The organism is Thalassobius sp. MITS945101 (assembly GCF_047123305.1).
Classification (GTDB): Bacteria; Pseudomonadota; Alphaproteobacteria; order Rhodobacterales; family Rhodobacteraceae; genus Thalassobius.
Genome location: NZ_CP138918.1, coordinates 1,403,616 through 1,426,860 on the forward strand (window position 1 = coordinate 1,403,616; position 23,245 = coordinate 1,426,860).

Consider the following 23,245-nt stretch of genomic DNA (forward strand, 5'->3'; position numbering starts at 1 on the left):
GCCGGATCAGCCGGAAAGAAATTCCCGCAGTTTGGCGCGCAGGGATTCCAGTTCCACGGGTTTCGCTAGGTAGCCATCCATGCCGGCTGCGATACAGCGTTCAGCCTCACCGTCAAGCGCGTTGGCGGTGATGGCGATGATCGGGCCGGGTTGGCGGGCCTCGGCGGCCTCGATGGCGCGGATTTCAGCGGTCAGCCCAAACCCGTCCAGTTTGGGCATGTGGCAATCGGTCAGCACCAGATCGTAATCCCCGCTGCGCCAGAGCTTCAGGCCCTCTTCGCCATTGGGGGCAATGTCATGGGGGAAGCCGAGGATATCGAGCTGTTTGCCCATGACGATCTGGTTGATTTCGTTGTCTTCCACCACAAGGATACGGGTGTCTCGTTGGGCCACTTCTTCGGGTTCGGCTAAATCGGGTTTGGGTGGCTCTGGGGCAGCGATGCGGCCGCCAAGCAGGGCGATTGCCTCTAGCATTTCGCTAAGCATCAGCGGGTATATCGGGATTGTATAGACATTGGGTGGTTGATGCCCCAACCGCACCGAGCGGTCGGCGGAGAACCGCAGGAAGCGGCTGCCGGGCACCAGCCGTTCGACCGTGCGCTGTACCTCGTCCCCCAGAAGTTTGTCTTTGGTGGGCAACAGGATGACCGGCAGGTTGTTGAACCTGATATGCGCCAGTTTATCAACCGAATCGATGATCCGCACATTGGCATCGCTGGCCTCCAACATATGGCGCAGCCCGTCTTCGATATTGATGTCCGCCAGCGAGAAACAGGCCACGTCCAGCCCGCTCACATCCGCCAGATGGCGCGGCCCCTTGCCGCCTTTGCCGGGCAGGAAGACCTTCACTTCGGTGCCCTGATTGGCCTGACTGTCGACGGTGATTTTTCCGCCCAGAAGCTCGACCAGGTTCTTGGTAATGACCAGTCCCAGACCGGTGCCGGAGACATGCATCTTGGTAGAAGCATCGCCTTGGCTGAACGGCTGGAACAGGCGGGTTTTCAGGTCGTCATCCATTCCAATGCCATTGTCGCTGAGATGCAGTAGAACGTTGTCGTCGGGTCCATTGGTGACATGCAGGCGCACTTCGCCCGCGCGATTGGTCAGGCGACGGGACGAAAACTTCACCGCATTACTGAGTAGGTTCAGCAGCACCTGACGCAAACGCCCGGAGTCTGATTTGATCCATTCGGGCACATCCGGGTCGATGAACAGGCGCAGTTTCACATCGGTTTCATCCGCCAGCGGTCGCAGCGTCAGCGCCACACCTTCCACCACCGGCACCAGTTCAATATCGCGCAGTTCCACATCCAACTTGCCGGCTTCGATCTTGCTGGCGTCCAGAATGTCATCGATGATCCGCAGCAGGGAAAAGGCCGAGTTGCGGATGGTGCCCACGGTGGGGGCCTGACGTTCGTTCACCCCCATGCTTTCCAACACTTCCAGCATCCCGATCAGCCCGTTCATCGGGGTGCGGATCTCATGGCTCATATTGGCCAGAAACTCGCCCTTTGCCCGTGAGGCTGACTGCGCCTGAACCAGCGCTTCGGCGGCTTCCAGATTGGATTGCCGTGTGAGGTAGGCAAAATATCCAAGTTCCGCCAGCAGGATCACCGCGACGGTCAGTCGAATGAAGAAATCCGTTTGTGCGTTCATTTCCGGTGAGGCGGCCGAGGTTACGGACAAATTGGGCAGGATCATCTCATTGAATTCGAAATAATCCGCGGCCAGACCGACCATCGAGATACAGGCCATTAACACGCCCACAACCAACATGGTGCGCCGTTCGTGTTCCCAGGAGAACACAAGGAAAGGAAAGGCCAGCAGTGCGAAGAAGTATATCTCTGGACTGGTTTGGTTGCCACCTACGATTGTAAGCGTGAAATTCACCAGGGTTGCAATGAACAGCCACAGCAGGCGGGCAACATAGTGGTGGCCGCGCATAAACAATAAAACGATGAAGAAATAGGGCGACAGCGACACAAATGTGTAGATCAAAGACCGCACCTGTCCGGTGAACAGGAAGTAGAGCATCCAAGGGCCACCGGCCAGAATGCTAAGGCCCACGGCCACATGGGCCGCCTTGATCCTACGGATCAGGTCACGGGTTTCGACAGGGTTTTGGGACGTCGTCTGCATGTATTTCGTTTTTACCCAATATCTTAGACGTTCTGGTCGGCTCAGGAAACACGGCCTGATTACTGTAGATGTTTCCCCTGTAGATGTTTCGAGTTTTGCACCATGCGCAGGTGTTTTTCCAACTTGTTGCGCAGAGTCTCCAATTCAACCGGTTTGGCCATATAATCGTCCATCCCATGTGCCAGGCATTTTTCAGCCTCACCCTTCAGCGCATTGGCGGTGATCGCAATGATCGGGATCGGGGGCATATCTTCTTGCTGCTCATGCTGACGGATCGCTTTGGTCAGTTCAAAACCGTCCATCTGCGGCATGTGACAATCGGTCAGCACAAGGTCGAAGTCGCCCGAGCTCCAGGCGGCCAGCCCCGCAAGACCATTTTCAGTAACACTGTGCTCGTAGTCCAGCAGTTCCAATTGTTTGCTGAGAACCATTCGGTTAATTTCGTTGTCTTCAACAACCAAGAGGTGGGGGGACCAGTCTGGATCAAGTTGGTCTTTGCCGGTGTCTGCCGCCGGATCAATGGGCGCGGGATCATCCTCTGTTTTCAGCAGCCCGCCAAGCTGCGCCAAGGCGCGGTAAAGCTCGGTGCCCATCATCGGGAAAATCTGGATCAGATAGACGTTGTCATTCTGCATGCCATAGCGGGCCGAGCGGGAGGCGCTGAAACAGACAATTTTGGCATCCGGCCAACGATTAAGCACCGCCTCCTGCATATGCGCGGACTGCGTTTCATCGGCAGTGGGCACCATAAAAATCGGAGGGTTGTCGGGATCCAGCACATCGGTGTCCAGCTCTTCGATATGGCTGATGAACTGCAGCTGGGCGCCGCCGCCCCCCATGATTTCGCGCATGCCTTTGCGCATCTCCTCATCCATCAGGTCAAAGCACAGGATGGTGAGCCCCGTCAGATCAGGTTGGTTTTTGGGGCCGTCCGCCGGCTCCAGTGGCAGGTAAACTTTGACAACGGTGCCTTTGCCTTCTGTGCTGTCGACGGTGATCCGGCCGTCCATCAATTCGATAAGGCTGCGGGTGATGGACAGGCCCAGACCCGTCCCGCCCACTTGCCGACGTGACGCCAGCTCACCTTCCGCAAAAGGTTGGAACAGGGTGTTCAGCACTTCGGGGCTCATGCCTGTGCCGTTGTCACTGATTTCGATGCAAATGTCGGTGCCCTCAGGGCAGTAGGCCGTGCGGAAATAGACGGTTCCGATATGCCCTGTCAGCCGTTCGGAGGAGTATTTCACCGCATTGCTGAGAAGGTTCAGTAGCACCTGCCGCAAACGGCCCGAGTCCGACCAGATCCATTCCGGCAACGTGGGGTCCACCAGCATCCGCAGCCGCACCCCCAAGGTGTCCGCCTGTGTCTGTAACGTCTGGGCCGCGCCTTCCAGCAATGGGCGCAGTTCAACCTTGGTTTTCTCAACACTCAGTTTGCCGGCATCGATCTGGCTGGCGTCCAGAATGTCATCGAGGATGCGCAACAGCGAAAAAGCTGAATTGCGGATCATCCCGATGGACCGTTCGTGCCGTTTGTCCTCATCCATTGTTTCGAGCACTTCGATCATGCCGATCAGCCCGTTCATCGGGGTGCGGATTTCATGGCTCATGTTGGCCAGAAATTCACCCCGCGAGCGCGCGGCGGCTTCGGCATCTTCCAGCGCCTGTTCCGTCTCACGGGCACTTTTCTGGGTTAGGAACGCAAAATAGGTCAGTTCCAGCAGCAGCACCGCCAGAACCGTCATCCGCACCCCCCAATCGATCGTGGCGGGATCCACCAAAGTCTCGGGCGGGGGGACAGGGAACCAGGCCGGATCGCCCAGCCTGTCAAAGCTGAGGGCAATCAGTGCAAGCGCAAACTGGTACACTGTCAGCAAAGTCAGTGCGCGACGTTCGGTGTCCCAGGAGAAGAACAAAAACGGGAAACCGATGATGGCAAGGAAGATCAGTTCAGGATTGATGTCGGTGCCAAAGAAGACCGTTGTGACCAAAAAGGTCAGCGGCATGGTGATCAGCCATAGGTAGCGCGCAAGCCGGGTTCGACCGGTCAGAAACAACACCAAGGCGATCCACGCAGGTGCTGAGGCAAAGCCGGTGGCAAGTGCTGCAATCAGGTCGCCATAAATCACGAAAAACAACAGCCACAACAGCCCGCCGAAACTGGTAAATCCGATCGCGAATTTCGCAAGGTTTCGACGACGCATGGCGTCAAGTTTTTGCGATCGTTTCTGTGTTGTCAGGGGCAACATCAGGGCGTCATTGTTTCCTTTGGCGACGGGGTCTTACCCCTGACTGTGAGGTGCGGCGGCGGCAGAGTCAAATGGGACCGGGGAATTCTTCTCAATCCCGCTGGCTAAGAGGCGGCTGTTGCAGGCTGTCCTCCAGCTTGGCACGCAGCTGCGCCATCTCAATAGGTTTGGCCATATAGTCGCTCATTCCGGCATCTCTGCACCGCTGTGCTTCTTCGGGCTGTGCATTGGCGGTAATGGCGATGATAGGTGTTTCCGCTGCATCAAGCGACGCTTCCACTTCGCGGATACGCCGTGCCATTTCAAACCCGTCCATCACCGGCATGTGGCAATCCGACAGAATCAGGTCGTAGAGACCGGACTGCCATTCACGAATCCCTTCCAGCCCGTTGCTGACGATATGATGGTCAAGTTCCAACAGGTCTAGCTGGGTCGCCAGCACGGTTTGGTTGATCGCGTTGTCTTCGACCACCAATACGCGGTAGCCCGCAGGTGACCAATCGTCTGACGGACGCAGTTCAAAAGCACGTGCAGGGGCTGGGGTCGACGGCTCCAGCAATTCAAAATCGGACCGTCCGGCCAGATAGGACAGGCCGCGATACAGCTCGCTGGCCAGGGTCGGATGGGTCTGGATCTGATAGCGATTGGCCGCGATGAAACCGAAATCCGCGTTGCGTTTGGCGGACAGCTGCAAGAAGCGCGCTTCGGGGTAGCGGTGCAGCAGGTCAACTTCCAGTCCCGGAAACTGCGCTGCGGCTTCGGGGGAAAGGATGAAAATGGGGCGTTCCGCGGGCCTAGGGGGGGAGTCGATGAAGCTGATCGGATCCTCAACAAACTCCAGCATAGCCCCCGCTTCGGCAAGACGCGCGTGATACAGCTGGCGTTCGTATTGGGTTTGCGGGGCGACATGAAAGATGGTGAAACCCTGCAGCGTCGGGCGGGTCTTTTCCCCAATCGCGCCTTCCAGCGGAAGGATCACGGTCATCTTGCTGCCTTCACCCTCCACACTGCGCACCACGATTTTGCCGTGCATCAGCTCAACCAACTCACGGGTGATCGCCAGCCCCAGTCCGGTGCCACCAACCTGTTGACGGGAATATTCCTCGCCTGAGGCAAACGGTTGAAACAGCTCTGATTGCACTTTCTCACTCATCCCGATGCCATTGTCGGAAATGGTGAACACAACGGTTTCCTTGGAGCCGGGTTCAACATGAAAGCGTACCTGGCCGCTTTGCCCGGTCAGTCGGGATGAAGAGTATTTGATGGCGTTGCTGAGGATGTTCAGCAGCACCTGACGCAGACGACCCGCATCCGCCTCGACCCATTCCGGCAGGCTGGGATGGATCAGCAGATGCAGCCGGACATCCAATTCATCCGCCAGCGGCTGAACGGTCAGCGCGCAGCCCTCGATCAGGGGCTGCAGTTCCACCGGATCCAGTTCGATGCTGAGTTTTCCAGCCTCGATTTTGCTGGCATCCAGAATGTCGTCGATGATGCGCAGCAGCGCAAAAGCCGAGTTGCGCATGGTGGTCACCGCACGCGACTGGTTCACCGACAGGTTCATGGTCTGCAGGATTTCGATCATCCCCACGATGCCATTCATCGGGGTGCGAATTTCATGGCTCATATTGGCCAGAAAGTCGCCCTTGGCCTGCGTCGCCGTATTGGCCGCAAACATGGCCTTGTGCACTTCACGTCGCGCGCGGTTTGAACGGCGGGAAAAATGCCAAATCTGCGCCATCAGCATCAACCCTATGGTCAGCCGTCCCATCAGGATGTTCCAGGCCGGATCCGCAATGGGATCTGGCGGCAGTTCGAAGAACAGACCGCGCAGGGGCAACACGTCATGGGCAAAAGCGATCACGGACAGGAACAGGGCAAAAGCAGATAGCGCAATCGTGGTGCGGAATTCATTGTTCCAGGAAAAAAACAGGAACGGCAGTCCGATATAGATCAACATAATCAGTTCAGTACTGACTTTTTCCCCCAGCATGTGAACGGCCAGCAAAAACTCCAACCCGGTGATCAGCACCCAGAACATCCGGGCGGCGTAGTGTCGGCCGATCCGCAGCAGAAACAGCGCCATTAGGGCAGGGATCACATAAGAGGCCGTGAAGGTCAGCCGCAGCATATCGCCGCCCATAATGTGTATCACTGACCAGACTCCCAGCACAGCCAGCAGCAAACCAATGAAAAACCGAAACGCGCTCAGGCGTTGCTCCAGATCATCATAGGTGGAACTGTCAAACTGCGTTTCAGGGGACACGATATTTTCCGGATCAAAGAGTGAGTCGCTTCAGGCTATCAGCAAGCCCCGTCAGGATCGAAGAATTTCTGAGCTTGCGTAAAGGGCGCGGCTGTAAGCATCTATAAAACATGGAAAAAGCAACCGATGTCCATGGTCAATTCACAGCATCCGACGTCCCGAACAGCCTGCCGAAATCCGATTTGAATGGCTTGACATCCCGCATGGAATCTCCGATAGAGCCTGCACTTTACGAAGTGCCGGTGGGCCGACCTCCCGAAGTTGGTCCCAGACAGCCGGAACTTTGGTGTCGGAGTGTAGCTCAGCCTGGTAGAGCACTGTCTTCGGGAGGCAGGGGCCGGAGGTTCGAATCCTCTCACTCCGACCACTTACACAAGGCGCCTTCGGGCGCCTTTGTTGTTTTTCGGATTTACTGCGCTCTGTTGGGCAGTGATCGCCCGGTGGTTAACCGATATGCCAAATAGAGTGCATTAGCCTTTCGAGAGAATTGCCAGAGCCGCAGTGATATGCCAAACAGGCAACCTGTCTGCCAGACATGACGCCGGAGAGTCTATTTTGACTGTGGAAATTGTTCATCATTCTGACGCCCGTTTGGTGATCACCCGTTATTCCGGGTGCCACACGGCTGCAGATTCCGAACATGTTGTTAAAGCGCTGGAAACTCGGGCCGAGCTTTCAGCGGGGTTCCGGTTCTTGATCGATCTGTCTGCGGTGACCTCGGTTGAAATCAGCCGCAGCAAACGTCCGGCGCGGGTGGACCGCATGTTGTCGGCGGTGCAGCAGGGGGCGGACAAACTGATCCTGATTGCCTACTACGCCCCGCTTGGTCCCGGCGCGAGCTTGGCCAGTTCTTACCAACCGCAATGGAACACGCAACGGGGGGTGATTTCGATGGCCAGCCGTGAACTGCAGGACTGTGCCACCTTTCTGGACGTGCCGCTGCCGTGATCGAGGGGCCGCAGCCAGCCCTTGCGCCCCTTGTCAGTCGCGATACTGCTCCCGCAGCTGCATTTTCTGAACCTTGCCCATAGTGTTGCGCGGCAGTTCCGCGCAGAACTGATAGTGGCGCGGATGTTTGAACCGGGCCAGCGCGATGGTGATCGCACTGCGCAGGGTCTCCTCCTGCAGTTCAGTACCCGGTTCGGCCACCACGGCGGCGATCACCTTTTCGCCAAAGTCCGGATCCGCCACTCCAAAGACCGCGCTTTCCGACACGCCCTCCACGTCGTTCAGCACATCCTCGATTTCCTTGGGGTAGATATTGTAGCCGCCTGAGATAATCAGGTCCTTTTCGCGGCCCACGATGCTCAGATAACCTTTCTCATCTATCCGACCCAGATCCCCGGTAAGGAAGAAGCCGTCGTCCCGCAGCTCCTCTGCGGTTTTTTCGGGCATGTTCCAGTAGCCTTTGAACACATTGGGACCACGGACTTCGATCATGCCGATGTCGCCCTGCGGCAGTTCGGTAACGGCGCCCGAGTCAGCATCGCTGCCTGTGATCCGCACCTCAACGCCTGGCAAGGGGCGTCCGACGGTGCCGGCCACCCGGGCGCCTTCGTAGGGATTGGAGGTATTCATATTGGTTTCCGTCATCCCGTAGCGTTCCAGAATGCGGTGGCCGGTGCGGGTGGCAAAGGCATCGTGTGTTTCCGCCAGCAAGGGGGCAGAGCCAGAAACAAAGAGACGCATCTTGCGACAGAGTGCGCGATCCAGACCCGGGTCGGATAGCAGTCGGGTGTAGAAGGTTGGCACCCCCATCAGCAATGTGGACTGCGGTATCTCGGCCAACACCTGCTCCAGATCAAACCGCTCCATCAGCCGCACCTGCGCCCCGGCCAGAAGCGATGTGTTCATCGCAACAAACAGCCCGTGGGTGTGGAAAATGGGCAGCGCGTGGATCAACCGGTCCCGTTCAGTGATCTGCCACAGATCAGTCAGCGCTTCGGCATTGCTGAGCATATTGCCATGGGTCAGCATCGCCCCTTTGCTGCGCCCTGTCGTGCCCGAGGTATAAAGCAGCGCCGCCAGATCATCGGGGCCACGTGGCACGGTCTCAAAGCTTTTGGGCTGGTCCTTGGCCGCGGTGTTCAGGGTGCCACTGCCATCGGCGGCGATGGTCAGCACCTTGGCATCGCAGGTTTCGGCGAGGGGCTGCAACGCCTGCACGTCTTTGGGATCGCACACCAGCAGCCGCGGGGCGGCGTCGCTGACAAAATACTCCAGCTCCGCCGTTGTGTAGGCGGTGTTCAACGGCAGATAAACGGCGCCACATTGCAGGCAGGCTCCATAAAGCGCCAGCACTTCCCAGCGTTTTGGCACCTGCGCCACCACCCGGTCACCCGGCGCAACACCTGCAGCAGCCAGGGCATGGGCGATCTGTGCCACTTTGGCCGTGAAACGGGCAAAGGTAATCTGCCGCTTGTCGTCGGTTTCCAGAAAAGGCGCGTGGTTGTCGGCATGGGCGCCAATCAGCGCGTCATAAAGTGTGTTGGTCATCGGGATCTCGATCTCGGGTCAGGGGGCTGAATTTCGGGTGATCGCGGCAAGCGCACTGCGGGCCTTGGCCTTGATCGGTTTGGACGCGGCGATGCTGTGCTGTAGGGCAAAGTCTTCGTGGTTCTTTTCGGTCTGGATGAGGTCGTAGTGATAGTTCACCATCACACCGTAGGACTGGGCGTCGCCTTTTTCGCTGGCATCCGCATCTGCATGAACCTCCAGTACGGCGGCGCCATTGCCCAGGTGGAAACGGGCCACCGGATCAGTGGGCAGGCCGTCACTGCGTTTTGCCTCCAGCAGGTAATGTGCGGCCAGTTCGTCGAAGGGCAGAGTGGGGAGGTCTTGGGCTTCGGTCCATTTCCGCAGACCGGGAATAGGTGACAAAGTGACAAAATTTGTCAATTGCGGCAGGGCCTGCGCCAGTTCAGAGGCCACCTGTTTGATCAACAGATTGCCGAAACTGATGCCCGCCAGACCTCTCTGGCAATTGGAAATGGAGTAGAACACCGCCGTGCGGGCCTCTTCGATCTGCAACGGCGCGCGGTCTTCGGCCAGCACCTTTTGGATCGAGCCCGGCACCTCTTGGGTCAGGGCAACTTCGACAAAGATCAGCGGCTCATCGGGCATCGCCGGGTGAAAGAAGGCAAAGCACCGCCGGTCTGGTGGATGCAGCCGGCGGCGCAGATCGTCCCAATCCTGAATTTCATGCACAGCCTCATAAGCGACGATTTTTTCCAGAATGCTGGCAGGGGTGTCCCAACTGATCTGCCGCAGCACCAGAAATCCCCGATTAAACCAGCTGCGCAGCAGATGGGTCAGGTCCATATCCGTGCGCTTCAATTCGGGGTGTGCTTTGACCAAGCGCAGCAGATCCACCCGCATGCGGACCAGCGCGGCAGTTGCCCCCTCAGCCTGATTGAGGCGGCGGAACAGTTCCTGCCGACGTGGCTCTGCCGCTTTGGAAAGTGCCGCGAAATGGGCCGGAGTCGGTTCGTCCTGATAACGCGCTGCCAATTCGGCAACCGCAGTGGCGTCCAGATCCAGCGCGTCGTTGAGGTGGTGAAAAAAGGCCAGCTTCTCTTCAGCCTTCAAACTTTCATAGCGGCGCAGGATGGCGCTGGCGATCTGCCGCCCCGAAACCTGGCCGCCCGTCGAAAGCAAAGCGTCGCAGAGCGCCTCAATCGGCTGCGCTTCCAGCTTGTCGCCACCGATCCAACGGCGGTCAAACAGGCCCGAAAGGAAATCGGATACGGCAGTTGCGCGGGCCATCGCTCAGCCCAGCTTTACAGTGTTCGTCGACAGGCCAACAGACAGCTGCAGGCTGCCCTCATTGATCAGCCACCGGCGCAGGCGAAAATGGCGCGCCCCTGTCTTATGCATCGGATCCCCCTCAGCCAGAGCACGTGCCTGCGTCAGCGAATCGGCGCGGTAGATGATCAATCCAGTGCCCTGCATTAGCTCACCGGTGTCGTCCGACAGGGGCCCGGCAAAGGCAAGGTTGCCGGCGATTTCCAACGCTTTCTGATAGGCCAGATGGTCCGGCAGAACCTCAGGCACGGGCGGGCCGTCCTCAGAAGGTGTTGATTCCACAGCATATAGTTCAAGGGCCAATGCACCACGTTCCTGCGCGTGGCTCTTATACTCTTTCCAAGTCGGCATTTTCGGCTCCAGATTAAAAATATCGATATTTATTGACAGTATCATAAATAATCGTCAAATGTGAAGGAAAGTTAGGGAGAGGAAAATGAAATTCCTTGTGGGTAAATCGGACGCGGCAACGGGCGTCTATGTGGTGGCGGGCGAACAAGCCCGTTTGGTGGCGAACGCAGGAGACGACCTGATGGGGTTGATCCGCGCGGGTGCAATGGCGGCAGATTTTGATGCGCTGCCGGGACCGGATGTGCCGGTGGCCGAGATCACCCCGATGCTGCCGGTTGCAGCACCGGGGAAGATCATCTGTCTGGGTCTGAACTACGTCGACCACATCAAAGAAGGCGGCTACGAGATCCCCGAATATCCGGCGCTGTTCATGCGGTCGCGCAACTCGATCATGCCAGCCGGTGCGCCGATGGTGCGGCCCAGTTGTTCGGAAAAACTGGACTATGAGGTAGAGCTGATGCTGATCGTCGGCAAAGGCGGCCGTCATATCAGTGAAGAGGCGGCGCTAGACCATGTCTTTGGCTATACGGTGTTTAATGACGGGTCGGTGCGCGACTACCAGCGCAAAACGCATCAGTGGACACCGGGCAAGAACTTTGACGACACCGGTGCTATCGGGCCCTTCGTGGTCACACCTGATGAACTGCCCGAGGGGGCGACTGGGCTGAAGATCGAAAGCCGTGTGGGCGATGAGATCCTGCAAAGCGCCACAACGTCAGACATGATGTGGTCGGTGGCAAAAACCATTGCCACCATTTCAGAATACACCACGCTGGAGCCAGGTGACTTGATTGCGATGGGCACACCGCCGGGTGTGGGGCACGCCAAGACACCGCCGCGCTGGCTGCGTCCGGGGGAAGTTGTGGAGGTCGAGATCGAAAAGATCGGGATCTGTGCCAGCCCGATTGTGGATGAAGCCGAGGCCTACGCCGGAGCTGCGGAATGAATGCGCCAACCCATACGGCGCCCGTGACCGCACCAGTGGGTGAGGAGCTGCAGCGCCTGCGTGAGGCTGCGCAGGCCGATGTTCAGGCGTTGCGCAAACGGAAAACCGCGCTCAGCCCTGACGGCATCGATCTGATCCTGCGTGGGGCAAGGTCGCACTACGCCTGGCAGGCCAAGCCGGTGCCGCAGGAGGTGCTGGAAGAGCTTTATGCGATCACGGCCGCGGGGCCGACCAGCATGAACACCTGCCCGGCGCGGTTTATCTTTGTCACCTCACCCGAGGGCAAAGAGCGTTTGGCCAAGTCATTGAAAGCCAAGAACATTGACAAGATGATGGCGGCGCCGGTGACGGCGATCATTGCCCATGATCTGGAGTTCTGGCGCGACCTGCCCTTCCTGTTTCCGCATGAAGACCGGCGGCCATTTTTCGAAGGCAAACCGGAACATTGTGAAGCCACGGCCTTTCGCAATGGCACGTTACAGGGAGCCTATTTCATGATCGCCGCGCGGGCGCTGGGGCTGGATGTCGGCGCGATGAGCGGATTTTCCAATGAGATCGTGGACGAAGAATTTTTCTCCGGCACCACCCTCAAGTCGAATTTTCTGTGTAACCTAGGCTATGCGGATGAAACGGCGCTGTTCCAACGGCTGCCACGTTTCTCCTTCGCGCAAGCCTGTTCCTACGAGTGAGGACAAGATGGCGATACGGCAGAAGACAACGATCAAAGTCCGGCTCAAAGGACAGGGGCACAGCCATTCGCACTGCGACGTGATGGTGCGTGACCTGACTTCGACCATCGATGAGCCGGTGGAGCGGGGCGGCACCAATCTGGGGTTTTCACCCACTGAAACAGCCTATGCCGCGCTGGTGGGCTGCACCAATACAATTGGGCACAAATGTGCTGACAAGCTGGGGGTCGATATCGGCACTCTCAGCTTTGATATGGTGGTCGATTTCGACCGTCGCGGGGTGATGTTGATAGAAGAGATCGACATCCCGTTTACCGCCATCCGCCTTTCTGTAACGGCCGCAGGTTCTGCATCTGACGCGGATCTGCAGCGGGTGGCTGAGGAGACTGCAAAATACTGTGCGGTTTCAAAAATGTTTGTCGCAGCAGGCACAGAGGTGGAGGTCAACTGGGCCAAGGGCTGAGGCAAACCGGAAAAGACAAAATCAAGGGAGGAAGATGATGTCTGTATTTTCGAAAGGAATGGCACTGGGGGCTGCGCTGACGGCCTCGTTGGCGGCGTTCTCGGCGGCGCCTGTTTATGCAACCGAAACCATCCGGGCGGTGGTGATCGACGGGTATCCTGCCCGTGCGCTTTGGGTCAAAGAGTTCAGCGAGTTCTTTATCCCCGAGGTCGACAAGAAGCTGGCGATGACCGGCAACTACAAGATGGACTGGCAGGAAAGTTACGGCGGTTCCATCGTGAAACCCAAAGGCGTATTGGAAGGTGTGAAGCTGGGTCTGGGCGACATCGGCATTGTCACCACGATCTTCCATTCGTCGAAACTGCCCAGTCAGGCGATTTCTGCGGTTACGCCCTTTGTCGCGGCAGACTCGGTCGCGGTGGCCAAGGCGGTGGATGAGATCGCCAAAGAATTCCCCACCATGCAGAAAGAGTTCGAAAAGCAGAACCAGGTCTATCTGGCGACCGGTGTGGTTCTGGACACCTATCAGGTGTTCTCGAAACAGCCCATTGCGTCGCCTGCCGATCTGGCGGGCAGCAAGGTGGCGGGGGCAGGCATGAACCTGCGCTATCTTGAAGGCATCGATGGGGCTGCAGGCGTACGTGGCGGTCTGACCGATTTCTACAACATGCTGCAGACCGGCCTGGTGGACAACGCGATGCTCTGGCCCGAGGCGGCCAAGACCTTCAAAATTGCCGAAGTGGCGCCGCATATGCTGCGCGTGGATCTTGGGGCGGTGAACTCCAAAACGATCACCGTTAATGCGGACTATTGGGCCAGCCTGCCGGATGAAGTGAAAGAGGCGCTGCAAGAGGTGGCGGTGATGTACCGCGATCACGTGGCGGGCATTGCGATGGATCGTGCCAGTGCCAGCCGTGACGCCTATGTGGCCGCAGGCGGCACCATTGTTGAGGTCTCAATGGAGGATCGTCAGGCCTGGGCCGATGCGATGCCCAACATTGCGGCGGAATGGGCCGAAGGTCTCGACAGCAAAGGTGAGCCGGGTTCGGACATGTTGAAGGCCTATCTGGGCAAGCTGGAGGCCGCAGGCCACACCGGTGTGCGCGATTGGACGACGAACTAAGTCGTAAAGTAACCCTTTAAAGAAACGGGAAGGGCCAGAGCCAAGATGTTTCAAGCAATACAAAAATTGGTTCTGGGCCTTTCCAGCTTTGGCAACGGTCTGGCAATCCTTGCCAACGCTGCCGGAACGCTGGTGGTCCTGGCGCTGGTGGCGGTGGTGAACTACGACGTGGTGGCCCGCGGTGTGTTCAACGCGCCGTTCCTGGGTGCAGTTGAGGTGGTGCAGTTCTCGATGGTGTTGATCGTGTTTCTGCAATTGCCCGACGTGGTGCGGGTCAACCGGTTGACCCGTTCGGACGGGTTTCTTGTGGTGATCGGTCTCAAACGTCCGCAACTGGCGGTGACGATCCGTCGGGTGATCGATACAATCTCGGCGGTGTTTATGGCGCTGATCACTGTCGCCATCTGGCCTGAATTTGTCGAGATGTGGGAGACGCAGGACTTCTTTGGCGTTCCCGGTGTCTTCACGGCCCCGTGGTGGCCGGTGAAACTAACGATCTTCCTCAGCGCGGCGCTCTGCGTGCTGATCTTTGCCCTGAAGGTGCTGCGCCCGGCGGAGAAACCCGCCCTTGTCCGCACACCCGAGCATGAAAATTCCGAAAACGAGGACAAAGAATGAGCCCTCTTGAAATTGGCATGCTGTCTGTCGCTGCCATCGTCTTCCTGATCTATATGGGGCTCTATATCCCCGTCACGCTTGGGGTGGTGTCGTTTGTGTCGATCTGGCTGATGCGCGACAATTTTGATCTGGCGATGAACCTGTTGAAGGTCGCCGTTTCCGACAGTGTGATGGAATACACCTTTGCCACCGTGCCGTTGTTCACTTTCATGGGGCTTATCGTCTCTAAGGCGGGACTGGGCAGTGATGTGTATGAGGTCATGAGTTCCGGTTTCCGCCGTGTCAAAGGGGGCATCGGCATGGCGACCGTGGGGGCCAACGCCGTGTTCGCCGCAGTGACCGGATCCTCGATTGCATCGGCGTCGGTGTTTTCCAAAGTCTCGGTGCCGCAGATGCTGCAATATGGCTACAACCCACGCTTTGCGGTTGGGGTTGTGGCGGGCTCCTCGGTGCTGGGGATGATCATTCCGCCCTCGGCGATGCTGATCATCTACTCTTTTGTGGCCGAGCAATCCGTAGGGGACATGTTCCTGGCCGGTGTGGTGCCGGGGCTGATGCTGGCTGTGGCCTATGTCGGGGCAATCTGGCTGATGGGCCGGTTCTGGCCACGTTTTGTTGGCGGCCGCGCGGCCGAGGATTTTGAACCGATCCCCTGGGGTGAGATTGCCCTGAAAACCGTGCCAACCCTGTTGATCATCGCGGTTGTGCTGGGCGGCATCTACACTGGGTGGCTGACCCCGGTTGAGGCAGGGGCTGCAGGTGCGGTGGTGGCGTTGATCATTGCGATGGCCAGAGGCCGCATGACGCTGAAAGGGTTTTGGGAAGCCCTGCTGGAAACCGGTCATATCACCGCGTCGATCCTGTTTCTGATCACCGCCGCCTCAATTTACAGCCGCATGCTTGGTCTTGCCGGCCTGCCCAATGAACTGGGGGATCTGCTGGCGGAAAGTCAGGTGAGTTTCTTCTGGATTATGGTGCTCTACGTGCTGTTGATGCTGTTCCTTGGCACGCTTCTGGACACGGCGTCCATCATCCTGATTGTAGTGCCGTTGTTCCTGCCATTGGTCGAGCCGATGGGCCTCAGCCTTGTCTGGTTTGGCATCATCACCGTGGTTGGCGCCGAGATCGGGTTGCTGACACCGCCGCTGGGCATCTCCTGCTTTGTGATCAAAGCCACTCTTAATGACGACCGGATTTCCCTGAAAGACGTGTTCCTTGGCGCGCTGCCTTTTGCGGCTGTGATGCTGGTCGTGCTGATCCTGCTGATCCGCTATCCGGCGCTCAGCCTCGCAATTCTGAACTAGGAGGCGCAGATGCGTTCCGTCACCAAAGACAATATCACCGATGTGTTCACCGCTTACTTTGCCGAGGACACGGATCCGCGGGTGCGCGAAGTTCTGGGCGCTTTGGCGCGGCATGTGCATGACTTTGCCCGTGAGGTGAATCTCACCCATGCGGAATGGCAGATGGGAATCGATTTCCTGACCCGTGCAGGCGACATCACCACGCCGGAACGGCATGAATTTGTACTGTTGTCGGATGTGATGGGGCTGTCCTCATTGGTGGATATGCTACACTCGCGTGAGGACGCCACCAGTTCGTCGGTGCTGGGGCCATTCCATGTCTCCAACCCGCCGCCGCTGGAAATCGGTGGCGATATGAAAAACGACTTCGAAGGTGAGGTGCTGCTGGTCGAGGGCACCGTGCGCGACACCGCAGGAAACCCGATTGCGGGGGCCGAGATTGATATCTGGCAGACAGCGCCCAATGGGCTTTATTCCAGTCAGGATCCGGATCAACACATCCACTCGTTTCACGGGTTGATGACCACCGATGAGAATGGGCGCTACGCTTTCACTACGGTGCGGCCGGTCAGCTATACGGTGCCGTCTGATGGGCCCGTTGGCGACATCCTGAAGGCGGCCGGACGACACCCCTGGCGGCCGTCGCATCTGCATTACATCGTTTCGGCCAAAGGGTTCCGCAATCTGGTGACCGAGGTTTTCCCCGATGACGATCCCTATCTGGATGAGGACACCGTGTTCGGGGTCCGCAGCGATCTGGTGATGAAATATGTCCCGCAGCCGGCTGGTAGCTTCCCAGAGGGGTTCGCCCTGTCAGGCAAGGTCACTGAGGCCTATTCGCGGGTGGATTTTGATCTGGTGCTTGCCGCCGAATGAGTCGCCGCTGTGGTGGCAGCCCCGATCAAAGGCGGCCCGGTCTGTCCGGATTATTCCGGCAGCTGGGCCGTCAAATAGGCGCCTGTTTGGCGGTAATGATGGATCAGCCGTTCCGCGGCCAGATCAGCGTCGCGGTTGATCGCGGCCTCCAGAATATCGGCGTGCTCTTTGCCAATATCGCGTTTCTTATAGCCCATAGCCTGTTCCGCCAGATAGCGGTAACGGATGTTCAGGTCATAAAGCTGGGTGCAGAACTTCAACAGGATCGGGGAGCCGCAAGCGTCCAGCAGGGCCATGTGAAAATCCTTGTGCCGCTGTTCGAATACCTCAACGTCCTCACGCGGCTGGCGCAGCATCCGGTGGTGGGCCAGCACGGCACGCTCTTCCCAGGCGTCATCCGCCGCCGCAATGGACTGCCGCAGCGCCATGTCTTCCAGATAGCAGCGCAGCTTGAGGATCTCTTCAAAGTTCGCCTTGCTGGTTTCCGCCGTGCGAAAACCGCGCTGATCGATCCGTTCCACCAGCTGGTCAGAGGTCAACAGGCTCAGCGCCTCTCGCACCGGTGAGGCACCGGTATTCAGGATCTCCCGAAGCCGCTCAATCTTCAGCTTTTCCCCCGGCGGCAACTCCCCCACGACGATCATGCGGCGCAGGGCCTGATAGGCTTGCTGCGTCGCCGAAGTGCTTGCGGTTTCGCCAGAGGTGCGGGGGGCTGTTGTTGAATTTGACATGGCGCCTAAAATATCGTTTTTTGATCGATTTTCAATGGAAACAGTACATTTTGCTGTTGTTAAGGTGCGCGTCTTGCATCCGCATCACGGGACGGCTTCACGTGTTTGCCTAGGTAGGAACCGGGGGGGACTGGATCAAGGTCTAATGCAGCAGGGCGTCGTCGATGGCTTGTTTCAACTGCTCCCGTTTCAGTGCCTTGGTCAGGAAGGTGTCGCGGTTGCGATCGATGCCATATTGTTCAAACGCTTCCGCCGAGAAGGCCGAGACAAAAACTGCCGGAATTTCGCGGTTGGTTTTGCGGATCTGGTTTACAAGGGCGGGGCCATTCAGACTGCCGGGCATCAGCACATCGGTGAGGATCAGGTCAATCGATTGGCTGACGGTTTTATAGAGTTCATAGGCGTCATCCCCACTTGCAGCGACCAGGACGTTGTAGCCTTCTTTCTGCAGCATGGCGGCCGTTATTTCCCGTACCGCGGGGTGATCCTCGGCAAACAGGATGGTGACCTGTTCAGGCCGCACCCGTTTCGTCTGCGCAGGCACTGCATCGTCAGGCAGCGAGATCGGTCGGGTGTCCGCAAGTGGCAGCAACAGCCGCATCTCCGTGCCGCCATTTGGCGTGTCCAACGCTTGCACGGTGCCGCCGGATTGCCGCGCCAACCCCATCACCACCGACAGTCCGAGGCCCGAGCTTTGGTCCAGGCCCTTGGTGGTGAAATAGGGGTCAAAGATACGGTCGCGCAGTTGCGGCGGAATACCGGTGCCTGAGTCAATCACGCTCAATTCAGCATGATCTCCGGCACGCAGTTCTCCGGTCAGAACCAGTGGATCGGTGGCGCCGAAAACCACCTTGCTCAGCCGCACATTGATCGTGCCGTCGCCTTCGATTGCGTCCGATGCATTATTCACCAGATTAACGATGGCGTTTTCAAACAGGGTTTTGTCCGTCAAAGCGGACAGTTTCCGCCGCCCGGAGGTAAACCGAACTTTAACGCCTGCACGGATCGATTGCGGAAGCACGCGCGCCAGATCCTGCACGCAGAGGGTCAGATTGACATGCGCGGAAGAAAAGGAAGCGCTTTGTGCAAAGCTCAGCAATTGGCGGGTCAGCTTGCTGCCTTCTTCCATTTGATGCTCGATAGCATCGAGATAGCGCAGGTCCGACGGTTTGGCTGTGTCGCGCATCGCCTCGACGTTGCCCTGCGCGGCAAAGATCAGGTTGTTGAAGTTATGGGCAATGCCTCCGGCAATCCGTGCAATGCTTTCACTGCGCTGAGCCCCCAGCATCATTTCGCGCTGTTTGGCGGCATCCGCCTCGGCTTGGACTTCGCTGGTGACATCAAACACCACCGCATTCCATGTGATCCGGCCATCGCTGCGCCGCCGTGGGGTGCCCACCCCTTGCAACCAGATCTGTGAGCCATCGTTTCGGGTGCGCCGCCATTTATGGCTCCACTTTGTTAACCCTTTGGCCGAGGCCGCAAAGCTATGGCGCAAAGGGTCCTGATCTTCGCGGCAGGCCGCAGACCACAACCTGTCAGGGGCGCGGGTCAGGTCTTTGGGGGCGATGCCCAAAACCGTTTCGCAGCCCTCCGAGGCAAAACTGATCCGGTCCGAGCCATCCCGTGCTCGCACCAGTTGGAACATCGCACCGGGGACATTGTTGGACAGATCGCGCAAACGCTCGGTTGCAAGAAGCTGCGCCTTCTGTGCCAGTTCCGCATCTTCACGGGCCAGATTGGCGCTGCGCAGGGTCATCCGCAGCGAGATATTGGTGGAAATGGCAGAGGCGATGGCCTGCAAATGTTGCAGATCCTCCGCGCTCCATTCCCTTGGTGTGTCCTGTATCGCGCAGACCGCACCCACCGCCGTGTCCTGGTCCCAGCCAACCGGGCACCCGAGGTAGGCGGTGACATTCAGCGCCTCAATCGCGCCGTTGCCAGTGACCCGCGCGTCTTCATGGGCGTTTACCACAATGAACGGCGCGTTGTCGGCGACCACATGTTTGCAGAAGGAATGCGACAGCGGTGTTTGGCGACGTGAGGTCCAGGGCTCTGGCAGGCCCAGTTCGCCTTTGAAGAACTGCCTGTCTCCCGCCTCATCGATAATCGACAAGAGTGCAACCGGCGTGTGCAACTGCGACGCGGCAAGCTGCAGCAAGGCGTTGATATCCTGTTCCGCCGGGGCGTCCAATAACCCCAGCTCTTTCAGCAGTTCCGAAGCATCCATTTGCAGGCTTCCCGGAATGACTATCGTGAGTGGGCGATGGCTTCAGTTTCGCGCAAATACGGGAATTTTCCAAGAAAATCTTGGCCTTGTGATATGTGCAGCAATTTGAGGCTGGCTTAGGGGCCGCTCAAGAGGGCGCCGGACGATTCGCATCGTGTGACCGCCCCACAGGCGCTAGAACAAAATTCAATCATTTTAATTCGTTACCTGGTTGCAGAATTGATTGTTTCTGTCCGCTTTAAGATGAAGAAAATGTGAAATTCCGGTATGGATACCGTGTTTCAGTTTGACCGAGTGGTCAATTCGATTCAATGTATGTGCACACCAAACCACACTGTCTTCAACAGGGACACGAACCATGAAAACCAATTCGTTTATCTTTTCGGCCGCGGCTGCCGCGCTGATCGCAGGCACTTCGGCTGCTTCGGCGGACACGCTGCGTCTGCTGACCTGGGGTGGCTACGCTCCGGAAGAAGTTGTTGCAAAGTTTGAGGCCGAAACCGGCCACACCGTTGAGGTGACCAAATCGAACAACGAAGAAATGATCGCCAAGCTGCGTGCCACCCGTGGCGGCGGTTTTGACCTGGCTCAGCCGTCGCAGGACCGTATCGCTGGCCCGCAGGCCGAGTTTGGCATCTACAAGCCCATCGATCTGAGCAAGATCGACGCCGCGCAGTTCATCCCCTCGATGCTGGAAGCCACCAAAGGCAACACCACCGTTGACGGCGAAGTCTACGGCGTTCCCCACGTATGGGGCACCTCGGGTCTAGTTGTTGACACCGCCAAGGCGGGTTCGGTCAAGGACTACACCGACCTGTGTAACGCCGACGTTGCTGGCAAGGTTTCCTACCGTCTGAAGCGCCCGACCCTGATCGGTTTCGCCTATTCGATGGGTCTGGATCCGTTTGCCGCCTATGGCGACGAAGCCGCCTATGCCGAAATCATGGGCAAAGTCGAAGACAAGCTGATCGAATGTAAAGCCAACGTCAAAACCTACTGGGGTGGCGGCGATGAGCTGATGGGCCTGCTGCGCTCGGGCGAAGTTGTTGCCTCGATGGCATGGGACACCGGCGGCTGGAAACTGAACGCCGATATGGCCGACATCACCTTTGTTGCGCCTGAAGCGGGTGCACTGGGCTGGATCGACACCTTTGTTCTGCCCGCCAAAGGCAAAGCGGATGACGCCGCCTATGCCTGGATCAACTTTGTGATGCAGCCGGAAGTGGCCGCGATGATCACTGCCGCTGCTGGCAACTTCACCGCATCGCAGGGCGCTGACGCCTATGCCGATGACGCGCTGAAAGCCCGTTATCAGGCCTCCTTCCCGCAGGAAGCCATCGACAACATCAAATGGTATCCGCCGGTGCCTGCCGGTCTGGAAGCCATCGAAGGTGGTGTTCTGGATCGCGTGAAAGCGGCCAACTAAACCCTTTTGATCTCAATCGTGACGCCTGCCCCGGATCGGGGCAGGCGTCTGCTTATTTTACGGACCCGATGATGACTCCCGATCTTGAATGCGCTGCGCTGACCAAGCGTTTTGGCGAAACCACCGCTGTAGAAAACGTTTCCTTCCAGGTGCCGCCGGGCTCCTTCTTTTCGATCCTCGGGCCGTCGGGCTGTGGCAAGACCACCATCATGCGGATGGTCGCAGGCTTTCTGGAGCCCAGCGAAGGTGACATCCGCATCAAGGGTAAATCGGTCCTGAACGTGGCGCCGAACAAACGTCCGGTGAACATGGTGTTCCAGCATCTGGCCCTGTTCCCAATGATGAATATTGCCGAAAACATCGGCTACGGTCTGCGCCGTCAGGGCATGGACAAGACCCAGATCGCCCGCAAAGTCGATGAAGCGCTGGACCGTATCGGCCTGCCGGGGATTGGCAGCCGCAAGGTGGATGAGCTGTCCGGTGGTCAGAAACAGCGTGTAGCCATTGCCCGCTGTATGGTGCTGGAACCCGATGTGCTGCTGCTGGATGAGCCGCTGGGCGCGCTGGATCTGAAACTGCGAGAACGCATGAAGGTGGAACTGAAATCACTGCAGGCCGCTTTTGACACCACCTTTGTTTACATCACCCACGACCAGTCCGAGGCGCTGGTGATGTCCGACAACATCGCCGTGATGAACAACGGCCAGTTTGAACAGATGGGCAGCGGTCAGGATCTCTACTACCGCCCCGAAAGCGCCTTTGTGGCAGGGTTTGTCGGTGACACCAACCGCTGGCAGGGCAAGGTCAGCCGCAAAGAGGGTGACGCGATTGAGCTGGTCACTGAAAACGGTCTGACCCTGCGCGGCGCCACCCATGGCCGCGATTTGAGCGACGGCCAGCAGGCAGATGTGTTTGTGCGTCCCGAGGCGATCCGGATTGCTCATGACGCCGCCGATTTGGCGCATTTTGACAACCGCATTTCCGGCCGTGTGACCTCGCTTCTGTTCAATGGTGCCGCCAGCCGGATCCTTGTGGGGTCCGAAGATGGCCGGGAAGAGATCGAAGTTAACCTGCCGCAATCCGGTGAGTTTTCCTCGATCGCCAAGGGCGACGCGGTCCATATTGGCTGGGCCTCGGATCAGGGCAACTGTTTCAAAGCAGGGGGCAACTGATGCGGACCGAAGCCAAAGTCGGGCTGGGTCTCTTGCTGACGCCACTGCTGTTGTGGCTGTCGCTGCTGATCTTCATCCCGCATGTTGATATGTTCATCGTCTCGCTGCAGGAACGCATCGGGGTGGGCAAATACCAGACCAGTCTGGCGAACTACCTGACCTTCTTTCAGGAACCGCTGTACCTCTGGACGTTCCTGCGCACCGCTGTGATGTCGATCCTGGCGACGCTGATGACCCTGCTGATCGCCTTTCCGGTCAGCTACTACATTGCCAAAATGGTCAAGGGCCGGGTGCAATCGGCGCTGTTCTTGATGTGTCTGGTGCCGTTCTGGGTGTCGGAACTGGTGCGGACCTTCGGCTGGATGATCCTGCTGCGGGAAACCGGCATCTTTTCGAACCTGCTGCAGTTTGTCGGCCTCGCCGATGGGCCGGTGGAGATGCTGTACAATGACGGCGCGATCATGCTGGGCCTTGTCTACACCTCGATGCTGTTCATGGTGGTGCCGCTGGTGACCACGCTGGAAAGCCTGCCGGATGAGGTGATTGAAGCGGGCTATGACCTTGGCGGTTCCGGCCTGAGCGTCCTGCGCGAGATCATCATCCCGCACGCCATGCCGGGCATCGTGTCGGGCTGTATCGTGGTCTTCATGCTGAGCCTTGGCAACTACCTGACCCCCACCATGCTGGGCGGCAAGGAAAGCCTTTGGTTCACCGAGCTGATCTATTCGCAGTTCATCGTGCGCTTCAACTGGGAACTGGGATCCGCCTTTGGCTTCATGCTACTGATCCTGTCCTCAGCCATTGTCTGGGGCATGTTGAAGCTGACCGGTCAGTCGCTTGAGAAAACAATGGGCTAAGGGA

The 23,245-nt window shown here is 58.2% G+C and carries 18 protein-coding genes, 1 tRNA gene and 1 pseudogene; 12 read left to right on the forward strand and 8 right to left on the reverse strand.

Annotated elements, in window-relative coordinates:
- Window positions 1–6 precede the first annotated feature (6 nt).
- The 3 genes from SIC14_RS07090 to SIC14_RS07100 all read right to left on the reverse strand — a co-directional run bounded on the left by SIC14_RS07090 (window position 7) and on the right by SIC14_RS07100 (window position 6,651).
- Window positions 7–2,139 (reverse strand): ATP-binding protein, encoded by a 2,133-nt coding sequence (locus SIC14_RS07090; protein WP_412565125.1) that lies wholly within the window; start codon window positions 2,137–2,139, stop codon window positions 7–9.
- 59 nt (window positions 2,140–2,198) lie between these two features.
- Window positions 2,199–4,385, reverse strand: coding sequence for a hybrid sensor histidine kinase/response regulator (locus SIC14_RS07095; RefSeq protein ID WP_412565126.1), 2,187 nt, complete (start codon window positions 4,383–4,385; stop codon window positions 2,199–2,201).
- A 91-nt stretch (window positions 4,386–4,476) separates the two neighbouring features.
- Window positions 4,477–6,651: an ATP-binding protein gene (locus SIC14_RS07100; protein WP_412565127.1), complete on the reverse strand. Its 2,175-nt coding sequence runs from the start codon at window positions 6,649–6,651 to the stop codon at window positions 4,477–4,479.
- Window positions 6,652–6,941: 290 nt separating this feature from the next.
- Here SIC14_RS07100 and SIC14_RS07105 point away from each other — a divergent pair.
- Both SIC14_RS07105 and SIC14_RS07110 read left to right on the forward strand, forming a co-directional pair.
- A tRNA-Pro gene (locus tag SIC14_RS07105) sits at window positions 6,942–7,018 on the forward strand.
- 188 nt (window positions 7,019–7,206) lie between these two features.
- Window positions 7,207–7,599, forward strand: coding sequence for a hypothetical protein (locus SIC14_RS07110; protein WP_412565128.1), 393 nt, complete (start codon window positions 7,207–7,209; stop codon window positions 7,597–7,599).
- A 33-nt stretch (window positions 7,600–7,632) separates the two neighbouring features.
- Here the strand turns inward: SIC14_RS07110 and SIC14_RS07115 are convergent, their stop codons facing one another.
- From SIC14_RS07115 to SIC14_RS07125, 3 genes are read right to left on the reverse strand one after another with little or no spacing between them, the layout of a single operon-like run.
- Window positions 7,633–9,147 carry a malonate--CoA ligase gene (locus SIC14_RS07115; protein ID WP_412565129.1) on the reverse strand — a complete coding sequence of 505 codons (1,515 nt, stop codon included), beginning with the start codon at window positions 9,145–9,147 and terminating at the stop codon, window positions 7,633–7,635.
- Between the two features lie 18 nt (window positions 9,148–9,165).
- Window positions 9,166–10,416: a malonyl-CoA decarboxylase gene (locus SIC14_RS07120; protein ID WP_412565130.1), complete on the reverse strand. Its 1,251-nt coding sequence runs from the start codon at window positions 10,414–10,416 to the stop codon at window positions 9,166–9,168.
- Window positions 10,417–10,419: 3 nt separating this feature from the next.
- A complete protein-coding gene (locus SIC14_RS07125; protein ID WP_412565131.1) occupies window positions 10,420–10,806 on the reverse strand; it encodes a YciI family protein in 387 nt (128 codons plus the stop codon).
- 85 nt (window positions 10,807–10,891) lie between these two features.
- Here SIC14_RS07125 and SIC14_RS07130 point away from each other — a divergent pair, with 85 nt between their 5' ends.
- The 7 genes from SIC14_RS07130 to SIC14_RS07160 are packed head-to-tail and all read left to right on the forward strand — an operon-like array spanning window position 10,892 to window position 16,825.
- The gene (locus SIC14_RS07130; protein WP_412565132.1) at window positions 10,892–11,752 is read left to right on the forward strand and encodes a fumarylacetoacetate hydrolase family protein; all 861 of its coding nucleotides are present in this window, start codon (window positions 10,892–10,894) and stop codon (window positions 11,750–11,752) included.
- Window positions 11,749–12,441, forward strand: coding sequence for a malonic semialdehyde reductase (locus tag SIC14_RS07135; RefSeq protein WP_412565133.1), 693 nt, complete (start codon window positions 11,749–11,751; stop codon window positions 12,439–12,441). Before SIC14_RS07130 ends, SIC14_RS07135 begins: the two co-directional genes overlap by 4 nt.
- 7 nt (window positions 12,442–12,448) lie before the next feature.
- Window positions 12,449–12,904, forward strand: coding sequence for an OsmC family protein (locus SIC14_RS07140; protein ID WP_412565134.1), 456 nt, complete (start codon window positions 12,449–12,451; stop codon window positions 12,902–12,904).
- 37 nt (window positions 12,905–12,941) lie between these two features.
- Entirely contained in the window at window positions 12,942–14,027 is a 1,086-nt protein-coding gene (locus tag SIC14_RS07145; protein ID WP_412565135.1) for a C4-dicarboxylate TRAP transporter substrate-binding protein, read from the forward strand.
- A 45-nt stretch (window positions 14,028–14,072) separates the two neighbouring features.
- Window positions 14,073–14,645, forward strand: a complete 573-nt coding sequence (locus SIC14_RS07150; protein ID WP_412565136.1) for a TRAP transporter small permease subunit — start codon at window positions 14,073–14,075, stop codon at window positions 14,643–14,645.
- Window positions 14,642–15,949, forward strand: a complete 1,308-nt coding sequence (locus tag SIC14_RS07155; protein WP_412565137.1) for a TRAP transporter large permease — start codon at window positions 14,642–14,644, stop codon at window positions 15,947–15,949. The genes SIC14_RS07150 and SIC14_RS07155 overlap by 4 nt, the downstream gene beginning before the upstream one ends.
- Before the next feature lie 9 nt (window positions 15,950–15,958).
- On the forward strand, window positions 15,959–16,825 hold the full coding sequence (locus SIC14_RS07160) for a dioxygenase (RefSeq protein WP_412565138.1): 867 nt from the start codon (window positions 15,959–15,961) through the stop codon (window positions 16,823–16,825).
- Between the two features lie 50 nt (window positions 16,826–16,875).
- Here SIC14_RS07160 and SIC14_RS07165 read toward each other — a convergent pair whose 3' ends face one another.
- On the reverse strand, window positions 16,876–17,556 hold the full coding sequence (locus tag SIC14_RS07165) for a GntR family transcriptional regulator (RefSeq protein ID WP_412565139.1): 681 nt from the start codon (window positions 17,554–17,556) through the stop codon (window positions 16,876–16,878).
- Between the two features lie 142 nt (window positions 17,557–17,698).
- The gene (locus tag SIC14_RS07170; RefSeq protein ID WP_412565140.1) at window positions 17,699–19,786 is read right to left on the reverse strand and encodes a response regulator; all 2,088 of its coding nucleotides are present in this window, start codon (window positions 19,784–19,786) and stop codon (window positions 17,699–17,701) included.
- Between the two features lie 358 nt (window positions 19,787–20,144).
- Between SIC14_RS07170 and SIC14_RS07175 the strand changes: the two are divergent.
- From SIC14_RS07175 to SIC14_RS07185, 3 genes and pseudogenes are all read left to right on the forward strand, one after another.
- Window positions 20,145–21,020, forward strand: a pseudogene (locus SIC14_RS07175) (extracellular solute-binding protein); the annotation flags it as partial.
- Between the two features lie 263 nt (window positions 21,021–21,283).
- Window positions 21,284–22,384, forward strand: a complete 1,101-nt coding sequence (locus SIC14_RS07180; RefSeq protein WP_412565141.1) for an ABC transporter ATP-binding protein — start codon at window positions 21,284–21,286, stop codon at window positions 22,382–22,384.
- On the forward strand, window positions 22,384–23,241 hold the full coding sequence (locus SIC14_RS07185; RefSeq protein ID WP_412565142.1) for an ABC transporter permease: 858 nt from the start codon (window positions 22,384–22,386) through the stop codon (window positions 23,239–23,241). Before SIC14_RS07180 ends, SIC14_RS07185 begins: the two co-directional genes overlap by 1 nt.
- Window positions 23,242–23,245: the final 4 nt, after the last annotated feature.

Coding starts and splice junctions, on each gene's coding strand:
- SIC14_RS07090 (WP_412565125.1), bottom strand. CDS start 2,139: ATGCAGACGACGTCCCAAAACCCTGTCGAAACCCGTGACCTGATCCGT.
- SIC14_RS07095 (WP_412565126.1), bottom strand. CDS start 4,385: ATGTTGCCCCTGACAACACAGAAACGATCGCAAAAACTTGACGCCATG.
- SIC14_RS07115 (WP_412565129.1), bottom strand. CDS start 9,147: ATGACCAACACACTTTATGACGCGCTGATTGGCGCCCATGCCGACAAC.
- SIC14_RS07120 (WP_412565130.1), bottom strand. CDS start 10,416: ATGGCCCGCGCAACTGCCGTATCCGATTTCCTTTCGGGCCTGTTTGAC.
- SIC14_RS07125 (WP_412565131.1), bottom strand. CDS start 10,806: ATGCCGACTTGGAAAGAGTATAAGAGCCACGCGCAGGAACGTGGTGCA.
- SIC14_RS07130 (WP_412565132.1), top strand. CDS start 10,892: ATGAAATTCCTTGTGGGTAAATCGGACGCGGCAACGGGCGTCTATGTG.
- SIC14_RS07135 (WP_412565133.1), top strand. CDS start 11,749: ATGAATGCGCCAACCCATACGGCGCCCGTGACCGCACCAGTGGGTGAG.
- SIC14_RS07140 (WP_412565134.1), top strand. CDS start 12,449: ATGGCGATACGGCAGAAGACAACGATCAAAGTCCGGCTCAAAGGACAG.
- SIC14_RS07145 (WP_412565135.1), top strand. CDS start 12,942: ATGTCTGTATTTTCGAAAGGAATGGCACTGGGGGCTGCGCTGACGGCC.
- SIC14_RS07150 (WP_412565136.1), top strand. CDS start 14,073: ATGTTTCAAGCAATACAAAAATTGGTTCTGGGCCTTTCCAGCTTTGGC.
- SIC14_RS07155 (WP_412565137.1), top strand. CDS start 14,642: ATGAGCCCTCTTGAAATTGGCATGCTGTCTGTCGCTGCCATCGTCTTC.
- SIC14_RS07160 (WP_412565138.1), top strand. CDS start 15,959: ATGCGTTCCGTCACCAAAGACAATATCACCGATGTGTTCACCGCTTAC.
- SIC14_RS07165 (WP_412565139.1), bottom strand. CDS start 17,556: ATGTCAAATTCAACAACAGCCCCCCGCACCTCTGGCGAAACCGCAAGC.
- SIC14_RS07170 (WP_412565140.1), bottom strand. CDS start 19,786: ATGGATGCTTCGGAACTGCTGAAAGAGCTGGGGTTATTGGACGCCCCG.
- SIC14_RS07180 (WP_412565141.1), top strand. CDS start 21,284: ATGACTCCCGATCTTGAATGCGCTGCGCTGACCAAGCGTTTTGGCGAA.
- SIC14_RS07185 (WP_412565142.1), top strand. CDS start 22,384: ATGCGGACCGAAGCCAAAGTCGGGCTGGGTCTCTTGCTGACGCCACTG.